The sequence below is a fragment of the Colwellia sp. RSH04 genome, assembly GCF_003545765.1.
GTDB lineage: Bacteria > Pseudomonadota > Gammaproteobacteria > Enterobacterales > Alteromonadaceae > Colwellia.
Map to the genome: position 1 here is coordinate 47138 of NZ_QXIO01000004.1, position 14302 is coordinate 61439.

A 14302-nucleotide genomic window follows, 5' to 3' on the forward strand; every position below is an offset into this window, starting at 1 on the left:
CAGCCTATATATTTCGTGCAGCAAGAATATACAATCTAAAGAAAATAGGCAATTTTCATCCATTCCTGAAAGAGATTGGCTGTAAAGAAAAAGCGCCATTAGATATGCTCTAATGGCGCTTTATGCGTAATGGTATTATATCAAAGCAACAAATAAGCTTGGGTTTACTTTTGCTTGGCTTGCGCTGCTTTTACATCTGATTTTTGTTGCTTTCTTTGCTTAATAATATCGGTAATTTCACCGCCAATATGAGCTTCACCACGTTCTGCGGCTAAAGCTATTTGACGTTGACGCTCTTGATAGCGGCTTCGCTGAGCATCAGTTACTTTATCAAAGCAACGGTGACAGCTAACGCCTTCAATATAATGTTCGTTCTGTTTTTGTGTTTCAGTTAACGGAAAACGACAAGCATAACATTGATCATATTGCCCTTGTTCTAGATTATGATTAACGGCAACTCGGCCATCAAAAACAAAACACTCACCTTCCCATAGCGTTTCTTCACTTGGCACTTCTTCGAGATACTTTAAAATACCGCCTTCAAGGTGATATACCTCATCAAACCCCTGCTCCTTTAAGTATGCGGTTGATTTTTCACAACGAATACCGCCGGTGCAATACATGGCAACTTTTTTATGCTTAGTTTTATCAAGGTTCTTTTCTACATAATCAGGAAATTCTCTAAACGTTTCCGTATCTGGATTAACAGCATTCTTGAAAGTACCTATTTCAATTTCGTAATCATTTCGTGTATCAATGAGTAAAACTTCAGGATCAGAAATAAGTGCGTTCCAGTCTTTTGGCTTTACATAAGTTCCTACCACTTGATTAGGATCAATACCTTCAACTCCCATCGTGACAATCTCTTTTTTTAATTTTACTTTTGTACGATGAAAAGGGTTCTCGTCACTAAAAGATTCTTTATGAGAAATGTTATCTAAATTTGGCTGTGCATCTAAAAAGGTCAATACCGCTGAAATTCCCTGAGCAGGTCCTGCTATAGTACCGTTAATACCTTCTGCAGCAAGCAATAAAGTACCTTTAACGTCATTCGCTGACATTTCGGTTAATAAAGGTTCACGTAAAGATTGATAGTGATCTAAACGAACAAATTTGTATAGCGCACAAATAGTTATAGGTGTGGTAGTCATTAACTTCTCCATTGAGCAAACTGGAACGTAAAACCAGCGCTGTAGATTAAAACAAGTAAACCTTGATATAGATCAAGATTTTTCAGGCGCATTCTATCAGAAAAAAGATCCAATAGTTAAATTTTCAAAATACGACTTAACTACTCATTACATAACCACTCATTATTAGACATATCACCAATTCGCAACTATCCTCAATGCTCGAAAGGAGTACTCGTTCACATTAACTAGAAGGAATTACCATGAATACGTTCATGATTAGGTGCTTATTGTGCCTATTAACACTCGCTACTTCACTCAATGCTAATGCAAAGGTTACCTTAAAGCCATTACCGCATACGTTCTACATCAATATACCTGTGCAAGGACCCACTAGTGACTGGCAACTATCAGCCAAATATCAATTGCCCAGATCTGAATCAGCAAACCAAAAACCTGCTGTGATAATTGTCCATAGTACCAGCGGAATTGACAGCACGGGTCAATACTATGCTAAAGCGCTAAATAATGCAGGAATTGCCACCCTTGAAATTGACTTATGGGGCGCTAGAAATTTAATGGGTGGTAGTGAAAATAGAGCAAGTTCGCCACAAGAGACGTTACCTGATGTATTTGCCGCATTGCATTACTTAGCGCAAAGACAAGAAATAGATGCCAATAAAATTGGTATTATTGGCTTTTCATGGGGCGGCGTTTTATCCATGCTCACCGCAACTGAGCAATATATGTCATTAACAGGCACCCCTTTACGTTTTGCCGCCCACGTAGCACATTATCCTGTTTGTTGGCTTTATAATAACGTACCCGGTTTTGAGTTTACTAACCTAACAGCGGCACCTGTACTTATTCAATCAGGCAATTTAGATGGCTATGATTCACCCGAAACTTGCCCTATGCTGGTAAGTAACCTTGCTACTTCTGACGCTGAATATGTATCACTCAATATGTTTAAGCGTGCTTACCACGCATGGGATAGATTAGAACCAAAATGGTTAGTAACGGATCCATTCTCACATTTAGGGCAAGGCGGAGAAGTACTTTTAGCACCTAACAAACGTATTGCTAGAAAATCCAGACGAAATGTTGTTAATTTCTTTAGTACCGCATTTAACCATAAAGATGATGATAACTAAGGTGGGTTAAACCTTGTTGCGGCAATAGTGTTCAAAGCTATTGCTGCTCTCTAAAAGTATACTTTTTACATACTCTTTTCATGCACTTTTTTCATATTGATTCAAAGCAATATCATCTCCTACTTCGATCAGTTATTATCCATATTATTATGTTTTTCTGTTGGACAATAAATGCGTTTTTTTACTTCATTAATGGTACTTTTATTCTTATCTGCTTGCAGTAATCTATCGAGTAATAATGGTAATGCTCCAGTATTAGCAAACTATCAATTTTCTCCTTCTGAACATGTTATGCAGGAAATTGATAAGAAAATTGTCAAGGCAAAAGCCGAAAACAAAAAGTTATTACTCGTGTTAGGTGCACAGTGGTGTCACGATAGTACGGGCCTTGCCGCAAAGTTTTCTCAAGATGCCATGCAAGAAATACTAACAGAAAATTATCAAACACTTTTTATCGATGTCGGCTATTACCAACGCGGTTTTGACGTGGTTTCTCGTTTCAATATGCCAATTTATTATGGCACACCTACCGTTATGGTGATTGAACCTGAAACTGAAACGATTATTAATGAAGATTCAATGCAGCAGTGGCTTAGTGCCGACAGCATTGAACAAACGGTTTACCAACAATACTTTGCGCAATTCGCGCAAGTAAAGGCGATACAAGAAAAACCACTATCACCGCAATTAGAAGCTTATTACCAGCAGATTAACGACTTTTCCACACAACAAGCACAAAGATTAAAAAAAGCCTACCAAATTTTAGGTCCTGTACTAGCGCGTTATGTTGAGCATAAAGAACAGTTCAGTGACGAAAATGAAAAAATATGGTCTCAAGCAAGAAAGCTTCGCTACAATATTCAAACTGATATTATTAGTTTAAAACAGCAAGCGCTTAACGCTGTAAATCAACAAAAGCCCATTAAACTTAAGTTTCCTGATTATGGTCAGTTTTCATGGGAAGGTAATTTATAAGCAAGTCAGCGTTAACCATTAATGACAAAAAATAACCTCCAAAATTAAGCAGATTGCTATCTTGCTGCTAAGCTAAATACCATAAAAAGTGTTAACTAAGTTTAGCTATATAATTAACCTCAGCTCGGGATAATAAATAGCTCTCTAGCAGCTATTTTTCCTTAATTCTGTGTTAAATTCATAAACAGTAAAATAACTATTCTTAATGAATTTGCCTTGAATGAAAAATACTATCAAGCTAGTGAGTTGCTGCAACCAAAAACTCAACAATTTCAAACAATTAACTTACCTCTTAACCCAAGCTAAGGTTAATTGTATTTTAAAGCAATGATGAGACCCAAGTAACGTAAGAACCAACAATTCATATATACCGTGAAGAAACCGTTACAAAGCTAATGGTATAAGTATTATAACTTAGCCTTCTACTTGTTATAAATTTGGTGAATAATGCTTATTTCAGCAAATGATTCGTAGTAAAAAATAATTCAGGTAAACTAAGGACAAATTTGTCCTGTTATAACAAGGGCGAGTTGATCTTTTAAGGTTAACATCCCCTTCTATTCGTTAATGTTATTAGCCACTAACCGCTAAAAGAGAGTATTAAATGAGTCTTTATTTAGAATATATCAAAGAAATACAAAATCGTAAGGAAGAACTAGGCCTAGCACCTAAGCCTATCGATAGCGCCGAGCTATTATCAGAAATCATCGCACAAATTAAAGATCAAGGTAATGAATACCGCGAAGATTCTCTTAACTTCTTTATTTATAATACCTTACCAGGCACAACAAGTGCTGCTGGTGTTAAAGCCAAATTCTTAAAAGAAATTATATTAGGTCAAGAAACTGTTGCCGAAATCACGACTGAATTTGCTTTTGAACTACTTTCACACATGAAAGGTGGCCCTTCAATTGAAGTGCTACTTGACCTTGCGTTAGGCGACGATGCATCAGTATCTGCGCCTGCTGCTGATGTATTAAAAACCCAAGTATTCTTATACGACGCTGACATGGCACGTATAAAAGCTGCATTTGAAGCTGGCAACGCGGTAGCTAAAGATCTTTTAGAGAGCTACGCTAACGCTGAGTTTTTCACTAAACTCCCTGCGATTGAAGAAAAAATTGACGTTGTCACTTATATCGCTGGTGAAGGTGATATCTCTACAGATTTATTATCTCCTGGTCACCAATCTCACTCTCGTGCCGACCGTGAATTACACGGTAAGTGTATGATCACACCTGAAGCACAAGACGAAATTGTAGCGCTTCAAGCTAAGCACCCTAACGCGAAAGTAATGCTTATCGCAGAAAAAGGTACTATGGGTGTTGGATCTTCACGTATGTCGGGTGTGAACAACGTTGCACTTTGGGCAGGTAAGCAAGCAAGTCCTTATGTTCCTTTTATTAACATTGCGCCTGTAGTCGCTGGTACCAATGGTATTGCACCAATTTTCTTAACTACCGTTGATGTTACTGGTGGTATTGGTCTTGACCTTAAAAACTGGGTGAACAAAGTAGACGCTAACGGTAATAACGTTGTCGATGAAAATGGCGACCCTGTTTTAGAAGAAGCTTACTCAGTAGCAACGGGCACGGTATTAACTATCGATACTAAAGCGAAGAAATTATACAACGGCGATAAAGAGCTCGTTGATGTTTCTTCAGCATTTACACCACAAAAACAAGAATTCATGAAAGCGGGTGGCTCTTACGCTGTTACCTTCGGTAAGAAACTACAAACATTTGCTGCTGAAGCTTTAGGTATTGAAGCACCTGTTGTATATGCCGCATCGAAAGAAATTTCGCACGAAGGCCAAGGTTTGACTGCTGTTGAGAAAATTTTTAACCGCAACGCCGTTGGTGTTGCTTCAGAAACACCTCTGCATGCTGGCTCTAACGTACGTGTTAAAGTGAACATTGTTGGTTCTCAAGATACAACAGGCCCAATGACTTGTCAGGAATTAGAGGCAATGGCTGCTTCGACAATTTCTCCACTTGTTGACGGCGCATTCCAGTCAGGGTGTCACACGGCATCAGTTTGGGATAGCAAAGCAAAAGCGAACACACCTAAATTAATGGCGTTCATGAACAAATTTGGTCTTATCACAGCACGTGATCCAAAAGGTGTTTACCATTCAATGACTGATGTTATTCATAAAGTATTGAATGATATTACCGTTGATGATCGCGCCATTATCATTGGTGGTGATTCACATACGCGTATGTCTAAGGGTGTCGCATTTGGTGCCGATTCAGGTACTGTTGCCATCGCACTTGCTACCGGTGAATCAGCAATGCCAATTCCTGAGTCTGTTAAAGTTACCTTTAAAGGAAACATGAAAGGGCACATGGATTTCCGTGATGTTGTTCACGCTACTCAAGCACAAATGCTTAAGCAATTTGGTGGTGAAAACGTTTTCCAAGGTCGTATCATCGAAGTACACATTGGTACGTTAATGGCTGACCAAGCATTCACTTTCACTGACTGGTCTGCAGAAATGAAAGCAAAAGCTTCTATCTGTATCTCAAACGATGAAACGTTAATTAAATCTATCGAGCTTGCTAAGAGCCGTATCCAAATAATGATCAACAAGGGTATGGAAAACGAAGCGGGCACATTAGCAGGCTTAATTGCTTTAGCTGATAAGCGTATCGACGAAGTTAAATCAGGCGCTCAACCAGCACTATCACCAGATGATAATGCAAAATACTACGCAGAAGTACTTATCGACTTAGATGCTATCGATGAACCAATGATTGCTGACCCAGACGTAAACAATGAAGACGTATCTAAGCGTTATACGCATGATGTTATTCGCCCTGTTTCATTCTACAAAGATAAGCCTGTAGATTTAGGTTTTGTTGGTTCTTGTATGGTTCACAAAGGCGACATGCAAATTATTGCACAAATGTTACGTAACCTTGAGAAGCAAAACGGTACTATTACTTTCAATGCGCCATTAGTTGTTGCACCACCAACGTACAACATTGTTGATGAATTAAAAGCGGAAGGTGATTGGGATATTTTAGCCAAATACGCTGGTTTCGTCTTTGACGATGACAAGCCAAAAGGTGAAGCACGTACCAAGTACGAAAACATCTTATACCTTGAACGCCCTGGTTGTAACTTATGTATGGGTAACCAAGAAAAAGCTGAACCTGGTGATACGGTAATTGCAACATCTACTCGTTTATTCCAAGGGCGTGTTGTAGCTGATACTGCAGAGAAAAAAGGTGAATCTCTACTTGGTTCTACGCCATTAGTAGTACTTTCTACCATTTTAGGTCGCTTCCCTACTATGGCTGAATATACTGCCGCGGTTGAAGGTATCGACTTAACGCGTTTCGCACCACCAACGGAAGAAATGACCACTAAATACACTGCTCCAGCAGTACCTGTTAAGGTTGTTTAATATAACGTAGCAAATGCGGTGTTATAAAATTTAGCTAACACTAAAATAAAAGGGTTACTTGTGTACAAGTAACCCTTTTTTATATGAGAAGTTAGTTCGTAACCAACATGTTAACTACGTGGACATTCAAGGTTTGCCTTTAAATTACTCATAATAAGGTTTGGCGTTGCCCGATAATGATCAAAACTTTCAATACCATCTAACATTTCAAGCTGAAAACCATAACCTCGGCACAACTGGTAACTCTTTCGTAATAAAAAAGTTGCTAATCGCTCAAAAGCAACCTGACCATTTGCTTCGACTTCCAACTGATATTTATTATCAGCAAGCTTAGTTTTGTTGTAACGTACTTCATGATCAAAATCCCACAAGCTTAGTATCTCAGTCGTGTTTTGACTCGGCTGCTGCACTAGTAAAGAACTATTTTGACAACCTGCTAGCATAAACCCTGCGAACACAATACAAAATACACAGTGAATTTTTGACTGATTTAAAAATTGGAGCATTTCGTTCTCTATCACTGATTTTTACCATTCATTGTAGTGAATGATAGTTACTTAGGCGAGTCTTTAAATGATACTCAACAAGCTCAGCAAGATTTTATACTGGGCTCCGTTGATATAGATTACTTAACCAATAATGCTTGATAAAGCATATATAAATGAGCCGCACTCCAACTAAAGTTAGTCGCTCCTTGTACTGCGCCCGTTTCTGGATTGTAATTTTCACGAATGGTACCTTGCTCAAGCAAACCTTCAGCGTTATCCAACAACTTTTGCATTAATTGTTTCGCTGCAGCTTTCTCACCATAGTTGTTTAAAGCAATAATCCCAAAATAAAATTGATCTAGCCATACTCGGCCACGCCAGTAAATATCAGCATCATAAGCAGGGTTTTGCAATGAAGCCGTCCCCAAAGGAATATGCGTATTAAACTCTTTTTCATCGAGCATAATCTTCATAACCGAGGTGGCCTTATCTTTGTCGGCGATATTAGCCCATAAAGGGCTCCAACCCTCAGGACCGCGCCCGCGCTTATCAAGTAACGTGCCCTGACATGCTTCACTTTTGTCATGATTCGAATTAATTTTTCTGTCGTAATAAAAACCTGTTTCTTGATGATAAAAGCATTGGTTTATTCTTTTAACTAAGTTTTCAGCAGCACTTTTATAACGCTCTGCCTGTTTATTATCACCTAATACCCGTGCCATTTTTGCCAGAATAAGCTTTTCTTGCGCCAAATAACTATTCAATTCAACTGACTCTTGGTCAATTGAAAAGCCGAGTAAATTTCCTTGCTTGTCTTTATTAACAAAAAATCTCACTTGCCAATCAGCACGTGCTTTATCAATGTCACCTTGATAATGTTTTTGCGCATAAGCTGTTAGCTGCTCATCGTTGATAAAACCAAAACGTGCAGCATTGTCCATGCCTGACTCCCAGCCAGCTGCATGTTGCGCGGGTATATCCAATTTTTTATAGCCACCCAGTGTAAGTACTTGTTGGTAACTCGCCATACCTGCACATTGGTAACTATATGAACCACTCATTTTACATTCAGACAAGAGTTCTTTGTTTTCAGGCGCTTGTTCGTACTCTACGGTAAAAATAATTTGCTGCTTTTCGTTATTATGTAATCTATGTTTAGTAGCACCATATTCAGCAAGCCCATTACCATTATGATCTCTATTGCTATACCACCATTGATGATAAGCCACTAATTTAGTGTACATTTCTTCAATAAAAGTTTTATCACCCTCTTCTTGATACACTTGCCACACAGCCCAACTTGCTAGTGGTGGTTTGGTATTACGTTCATTCCAATTACCACCATCACCCGAGCGAGCAATATCTTTATTGTAAAAAATAGCATCAACCACCATACCTGCATCTTGTGGTCGTAATTCATCTGACAGATTAACTTGGTAATCAAACATAGCGCGAATGTTATCTTTGGCTAGTTCAGGGTTAATCGATGCTAACGCATAGGCATGCTTCCAACTATCCCATGCCCACGCACCATTAAACCAACGGGCTGTTACAGAAGGCGATACAATATTTTTTTTCAGCATACCTGCTGGGCTACGCCAGTTACCATGTAAGGTTTCAATACTTTTTAACGCTAATATAGCTAATGCTTGGTTATTATTTGCTGGTAATGATTCTTGTGCTGTTTCTTTTGAAGTGACATTCATTAATCCCTTAGATAAATATTGCTGCCATCGTTGCTTACTATCCGATATATAACCCTTAGGCTCGGTCAATATAGCCTTGTTCTGCTCGTTGTAAGCCTTTAGTTCATCTTGGTTATGGTAATAACTTTGCGTGGTGTATATCGTTTCACTACTATTAGGCGTTAGCGATAATTGAGCGACACTTTCATAACTTTGATTACCTTGAGCTTGATTACCTTGAGAAATGACCGTACTGGTTTTAATGGAACGCTCAATGCGGTACTGCGCTCCTTCATCAAGCATCAGGTGCCACGTTGCCCGTACTTTTGGAAAGGTAAAAGCGACTCCATGATCATCACTCGTTAAGGTAACTTGCCAATGAGGTATTGCTTCTTTTATTGTTTGCTTATTATTCCACTTAGAGAGTAGCTTTCCTTGCCAGCGTAATGCTAATTCTTTAGTTTTACCGCTCTTGTTTGCAAACTTGGTACTTATTAATGCTGTTCTCTCATTAACAAAAACTAACGACAACGTAATCGACACATCTTCAAAGTCATACTGCTGTATCAACTCACCCGGTTTTGATTGAATTATTTTTTCAGCTTGATCAAAGTTGTATTGCTGATTGGTTGAACTATCAATAACTTTTAGTTGCTCCAGTTTTCTTGCGATAAAAACCCCATATTCTTGTGCTATAACCATCGGCCCTGTGAAACTGGCATAATCTTCACTATGTTTAGGCAGTAAAAAGCCATGCCATGCCCCGCTATCTAACAATGGGTTAAACTTTTGGTTACCGTATTGATCAAACGATTTAAATTGAAGCGGAGTTCCTGTTCGATCAATAACATTATTGTCTGTTGTACTTGCGTGTGCCATAAAGATAGCAACTATGCTACTAGTTATGGAAAATGTGATAGCTTTGAATAAGTTGAGGCAATATTTAATATTCAAGTTTAGATACTCTTCTTTTCTTGGTTAGTGTATTTAATGAAACGTTTCATCGCATTTAAAAAAATAACACCGTAATACTGATTGGTTCATGATAAAACTATATCATGACACTAGAATACTGTATACTGTAGTATTTATAGTACAAATAACACGTTCAATGAGAGAAACATTTGTCATGACACATACACACCTGTGGTTACGTGCCGAAAGTAAACCACAAGAACAACGTACCGCTTTAACGCCTGAAAATACTAAACAATTGCTAGATGCTGGCTTTAAAGTCACCATTGAATCTTCTGTACAAAGTATTTTTGCCATTAACGACTATGAAGCCGTTGGTGCTAGCATTGCACCAGAAGGAAGCTGGGTTGATGCCCCTGAAGAGGCGATTATTCTTGCTTTAAAAGAGCTACCTGAAGCAACTTTCCCGTTGCATCATCAGCATATTTATTTTGCTCATGCCTATAAAGAACAGCAAGGCTGGCAAGCGCTATTAAGTCGATTTGTTAGCGGCAAAGGTGAGTTATTTGATCTTGAATATTTAGTCGATGATAACAACCGCCGTATCGCAGCATTTGGCTATTGGGCTGGCTATGCTGGAGCAGCTTTAGGTGTTCTTGCTTGGTTAAAGCAACAACAAAATATTACGCCACCTTTAAATAATATAAACTCTTACGCTAATCAAGAATCACTCATTGCAGAGATTAATGACTTACTTGCTACTTGCGAGTCAAAACCAAAAATATTAGTGATTGGTGCTAAAGGACGTAGTGGCTCTGGTGCAGTTGCCTTAGCGAAAGCTTTATCACTTGAAACCGTAGAATGGGACATTGCAGAAACACAAAAAGGTGGGCCATTTGCTGAGATCCTTAATATGGATATTCTGGTTAACTGTGTTTTCATCAATCAAGATTTACCTCCATTTATTACCAAGGAAATGCTAATAACTGAGGAAAGAACATTATCAATGATTGTTGATGTAAGTTGCGATCCATACGGTAGCTATAACCCACTACCCATTTATAATGAATGTACTACTTTTAAATCACCCTGCTTATCTATTATTCAGGGTGATAAACCGCTAGATATGATTGCCATTGACCACCTACCATCGCTTTTACCAAAAGAAAGCAGCGAAGATTATGGCCAACAGCTAGTGAAACATTTATTAACGCTTAATGATCAAAGCCAAGGTGTTTGGCCAAAAGCATTATCACTATTTAACGAAAAAACAGCAGAAATTAAGTTATAAGGAACCCTTATGTCAGCAACAATTCATTGGCTTGGTGCCGGTTTATCTTCTATTCCCGGTATTGAAAAACTTGCCCAAGATGGCCGAAATGTCATCGTCTGGAACAGAAGCTTAGGAAAAGCGCAAACTGCACTTTCACAAGTCGCCGACAAAATTGAAATATCGGCATTAGACTGGTCTTTATTAGCCGATAAAGTAAAGTCTGGAGACATTTTAATCTCGATGCTACCAGCAACTATGCATATTAAAGTGGCAGAACTGTGCTTAGAAAAAAAGGCTCACTTTGTCTCAAGTAGTTATATATCACCAGAAATGCAAGCTCTCCATCAACAAGCAAAAGACGCTAACTTATGCTTTGTTAATGAAGTTGGTTTAGATCCTGGCTTAGACCATATCCTAGCGCATGCACTGGTTGAGAATTATAAAAATAGTGCGCAATATCATAGTGATAATAAACTTTATTTTCGTTCATATTGTGGCGGTTTCCCTAAAATTGCTAATGATTTTAAATACAAATTCAGCTGGTCACCGTTAGGTGTATTAAAGGCGTTGAAATCACCAGCTAAGTGGTTGCAACATGGTGAAGTGGGCACCTCTAATGCCCCGTGGGAAGCACTAGCTGATTACAGCATTGATTTAGCACAAGGTAGTGAAACATTTCAATGTTATCCAAATAGAGACTCTCTCCCTTTTATAAAGCAATACCATTTAGCTGATGAAAATGTACAACAATTTGTTCGTGGTACATTACGATTAGCGGGTTGGTCTGACGCTTGGTCTGAGCTATTTGACAAAGTCGCTCAATTAACGTCTTCTGCTTCAGCTGATACAGCAGAGCAAGAATTAAAAACCATTAGTGAATCGTTAGAGCGTCAATACAGTTACGATGAAGGTGAACCAGACCGCGTAGTACTTCACGTTGATTTAGAAGCTAAAAATGCAGACGGTACCGTTTGGCAGCAAAGCTATTTACTTGATTCAAGCGGTAATGAAAAAGGCCAAGCAATGGCAAGGTTAGTATCTGTGCCAGTCAGTTTCGCGATTGAATCAGTATTGAATAATGTTGCAGAAAAAGGTGTTAGTGCTGCGCCGCATCAAACTAAAGAAATTGCTTCATGGATTCAGCAACTATCCGATTTAGGTGAAGTGATTACTCATCAAGTAGTGAAGTAACTCCTCTCTTAAGCAAATACAGCCTGTTACTTTTAGCAGGCTTTAATCTGCGCATTTAACACTAAATACTGGTTAAACCCCACACTAACGCAGCTAAGCCTGTAAATACCATCATCAATAAATAAGATATTGAGATCACATTGAATTTAATCACTGTCATCAACATCCCTTGCTTATAAACACGCTTTTGCATCAAAAATAAGTAAACAGGTATCCATATCAGCAGCCCGATCATTAGTGTATCTATCATATCGGCAAAAGCAGGATACTGCTCAATAACAATATCCTGCAATTCATTTAATAACTCAATCAACAACAGCGTTAAGAATATAAAGCTATGACTATGCAATGCGACCGTTAAATGTTCCATATAAAGGCGCTTAGAAAACATATAAAATATTTTTAGAAGCAAAGCAAACAAAGGCAGTAGTATAAACATCAGTTGTGGCATTTTTCCTAAGGCTTCTTTAATGAGTTTCGAAGGGTTAGAAGTAATGGTCGTTTCTGCTTTTTCTTTTAAAAGATCTACTTGTATATTCAGTTTTTTGTTCATTTCTTCAGATAAGAAATCAAAACGTAAGGTACCATCTTCTTGGTTTGACACATTGATAAAAGTGTCATCTTTGTTTTCAGTTTTCACTCCCTTTTTATAATCAGAAATACTCTCCTCATAGACCTTATAGTCGATTGCATCATCACTGGTGAAATCTTCAGGAGTAGAGAGTTTTTTTAACTCAAGCTGCGCGAGTTTAATCGCGTCACGTTGTAATTGGGGCGAGCTACTTTGCTGAATATCTTTTAGGTATGCCTTTAGCCGATTTTTAATCGCTTCATTTTCTGTCGAATCTGGCGTTAGCGCCAATTGACTTATATTTTTCTCAATGGTTTGCTGAATTTCTGTTGCTGGAATTGGTGAGGTTGATGGTAAATTGGGTGCTGCAATATCAGTAAAAAGCTTTAACGATAGAAAAAAAATAATGCTGATAAACAGGTATAACCTGAGCGGTGGAACATAATGAACACGCTTGCCGGCAAAGTATTTTTGCGTTAAAAAACCCGGTTTTAACATTAACGGTAGTAATGTACGGCTAGCTCTGGAATCAAAGCTAAAAATATCATCAAGTAAATGTAAAATTACCGTGCCAAAATAACGAATATTTGAGGTGATTTCTTGACCGCATTCAGCACAAAATTGTCCATTGATAGTGGCTCCACAATTCTCACATTCCTTGGTAACTTGTGCAGGCAATGCTTTCTCTTTAGGTTTTACTATCTCGGTACTCGTCATATCTCACTAGGGAAAGTACCCTGCTCCATCAGTATATATGTAAAATCAATTACCTAAAGAATACGGCACTATTTCTCAACTGCCAATAAAAACTGCTTATTTTACTTGCGCGTGTGAAGTTTTTGGATAATTTTACAACGTTCTATTACTCTCGACATAAATCTTCATAGAGTTGATCTGCTAATTGCTGAATCACTGCTGACTGAGGATGAGTGTGCGCAAACGTTCTTAAACCATAAATTCCCATCACCAAGTATCGAGCTAAATGTTTACTGTCTTTTGTTGTGGTTAACTCACCCAATTTTTTAGCTTGTTCAAACTTGGCCGACAGTGATTGTTGCCATTGTTCAAGCACTTCACTGATAAATATTTTAATACTTTCATCTTGTTCAGCAAGTTCGCTTAATGACTTTGTTAATAAGCATGCTTTAGCAGTATCACAGCTATTGCATTCAGTAACAATGTTATCTATATAAGCTTTTAGTGAATCAAGCACTGGGCGTTCTTGAATGAAAAATTGTTGAAATTCATCATTTCTGTCTTGTTTATATTGCTCTAACGAGGCTAATAATAAACCGCGTTTGTTTTCAAAAGCACAATAGATAGAACCGGGATGTAAGCCCGTGGCTTTGGTTAATGCTTGCATACTTGTTTTCGCATAACCTTTATGCAAAAAAGCATTCATTGCAGCTCTTAAAACCTGTTCACGATCGAACTCAGCATTTCTCATCGTGATCACTCACTGTATGGCTAAATATGTTTACATATGATAATCAATCTTGAATGATTAT

At 38.2% G+C, this 14302-nt stretch carries 10 protein-coding genes; 5 read left to right on the forward strand and 5 right to left on the reverse strand.

Translation table 11 applies throughout. The features are described from left to right. Window positions 1-164 precede the first annotated feature (164 nt). A complete protein-coding gene (locus D1094_RS07950) occupies window positions 165-1151 on the reverse strand; it encodes a rhodanese-related sulfurtransferase (RefSeq protein WP_259337870.1) in 987 nt (328 codons plus the stop codon). A gap of 242 nt (window positions 1152-1393) precedes the next feature. Here D1094_RS07950 and D1094_RS07955 point away from each other — a divergent pair, with 242 nt between their 5' ends. The 3 genes from D1094_RS07955 (at window position 1394) to D1094_RS07965 (ending at window position 6671) form a co-directional block, all read left to right on the forward strand. Further along, window positions 1394-2284, forward strand: a complete 891-nt coding sequence (locus D1094_RS07955; protein ID WP_118959574.1) for a dienelactone hydrolase family protein — start codon at window positions 1394-1396, stop codon at window positions 2282-2284. A gap of 171 nt (window positions 2285-2455) precedes the next feature. Next, window positions 2456-3259, forward strand: a complete 804-nt coding sequence (locus D1094_RS07960) for a thioredoxin family protein (RefSeq protein ID WP_118959575.1) — start codon at window positions 2456-2458, stop codon at window positions 3257-3259. A gap of 604 nt (window positions 3260-3863) precedes the next feature. Then, window positions 3864-6671 (forward strand): bifunctional aconitate hydratase 2/2-methylisocitrate dehydratase, encoded by a 2808-nt coding sequence (locus D1094_RS07965; protein ID WP_118959576.1) that lies wholly within the window; start codon window positions 3864-3866, stop codon window positions 6669-6671. Between the two features lie 110 nt (window positions 6672-6781). Here the strand turns inward: D1094_RS07965 and D1094_RS07970 are convergent, their stop codons facing one another. Further along, a complete protein-coding gene (locus D1094_RS07970; protein WP_118959577.1) occupies window positions 6782-7177 on the reverse strand; it encodes a hypothetical protein in 396 nt (131 codons plus the stop codon). A 119-nt stretch (window positions 7178-7296) separates the two neighbouring features. Then, on the reverse strand, window positions 7297-9723 hold the full coding sequence (gene ygjK, locus D1094_RS07975) for an alpha-glucosidase (RefSeq protein ID WP_118959578.1): 2427 nt from the start codon (window positions 9721-9723) through the stop codon (window positions 7297-7299). 250 nt (window positions 9724-9973) lie between these two features. On the opposite strand from ygjK, the gene D1094_RS07980 reads away from it, so the two are divergent. Next, on the forward strand, window positions 9974-11050 hold the full coding sequence (locus tag D1094_RS07980; RefSeq protein WP_118959579.1) for a saccharopine dehydrogenase: 1077 nt from the start codon (window positions 9974-9976) through the stop codon (window positions 11048-11050). 9 nt (window positions 11051-11059) lie between these two features. After that, window positions 11060-12223, forward strand: a complete 1164-nt coding sequence (locus tag D1094_RS07985; RefSeq protein WP_118959580.1) for a saccharopine dehydrogenase C-terminal domain-containing protein — start codon at window positions 11060-11062, stop codon at window positions 12221-12223. 61 nt (window positions 12224-12284) lie between these two features. On the opposite strand, the gene D1094_RS07990 is transcribed toward D1094_RS07985, so the two are convergent. Next, entirely contained in the window at window positions 12285-13511 is a 1227-nt protein-coding gene (locus D1094_RS07990) for a DUF3667 domain-containing protein (RefSeq protein WP_118959581.1), read from the reverse strand. A gap of 145 nt (window positions 13512-13656) precedes the next feature. Then, complete coding sequence (locus D1094_RS07995) at window positions 13657-14241, reverse strand: TetR/AcrR family transcriptional regulator (RefSeq protein ID WP_118959582.1); 585 nt, start codon at window positions 14239-14241, stop codon at window positions 13657-13659. Window positions 14242-14302 lie beyond the last annotated feature (61 nt).

Bases quoted from the DNA above. Each gene is read 5' to 3' on its own strand.
- D1094_RS07950 (WP_259337870.1), bottom strand. From the start codon at position 1,151: ATGACTACCACACCTATAACTATTTGTGCGCTATACAAATTTGTTCGT.
- D1094_RS07955 (WP_118959574.1), top strand. From the start codon at position 1,394: ATGAATACGTTCATGATTAGGTGCTTATTGTGCCTATTAACACTCGCT.
- D1094_RS07960 (WP_118959575.1), top strand. From the start codon at position 2,456: ATGCGTTTTTTTACTTCATTAATGGTACTTTTATTCTTATCTGCTTGC.
- D1094_RS07965 (WP_118959576.1), top strand. From the start codon at position 3,864: ATGAGTCTTTATTTAGAATATATCAAAGAAATACAAAATCGTAAGGAA.
- D1094_RS07970 (WP_118959577.1), bottom strand. From the start codon at position 7,177: ATGCTCCAATTTTTAAATCAGTCAAAAATTCACTGTGTATTTTGTATT.
- ygjK (WP_118959578.1), bottom strand. From the start codon at position 9,723: ATGGCACACGCAAGTACAACAGACAATAATGTTATTGATCGAACAGGA.
- D1094_RS07980 (WP_118959579.1), top strand. From the start codon at position 9,974: ATGACACATACACACCTGTGGTTACGTGCCGAAAGTAAACCACAAGAA.
- D1094_RS07985 (WP_118959580.1), top strand. From the start codon at position 11,060: ATGTCAGCAACAATTCATTGGCTTGGTGCCGGTTTATCTTCTATTCCC.
- D1094_RS07990 (WP_118959581.1), bottom strand. From the start codon at position 13,511: ATGACGAGTACCGAGATAGTAAAACCTAAAGAGAAAGCATTGCCTGCA.
- D1094_RS07995 (WP_118959582.1), bottom strand. From the start codon at position 14,241: ATGAGAAATGCTGAGTTCGATCGTGAACAGGTTTTAAGAGCTGCAATG.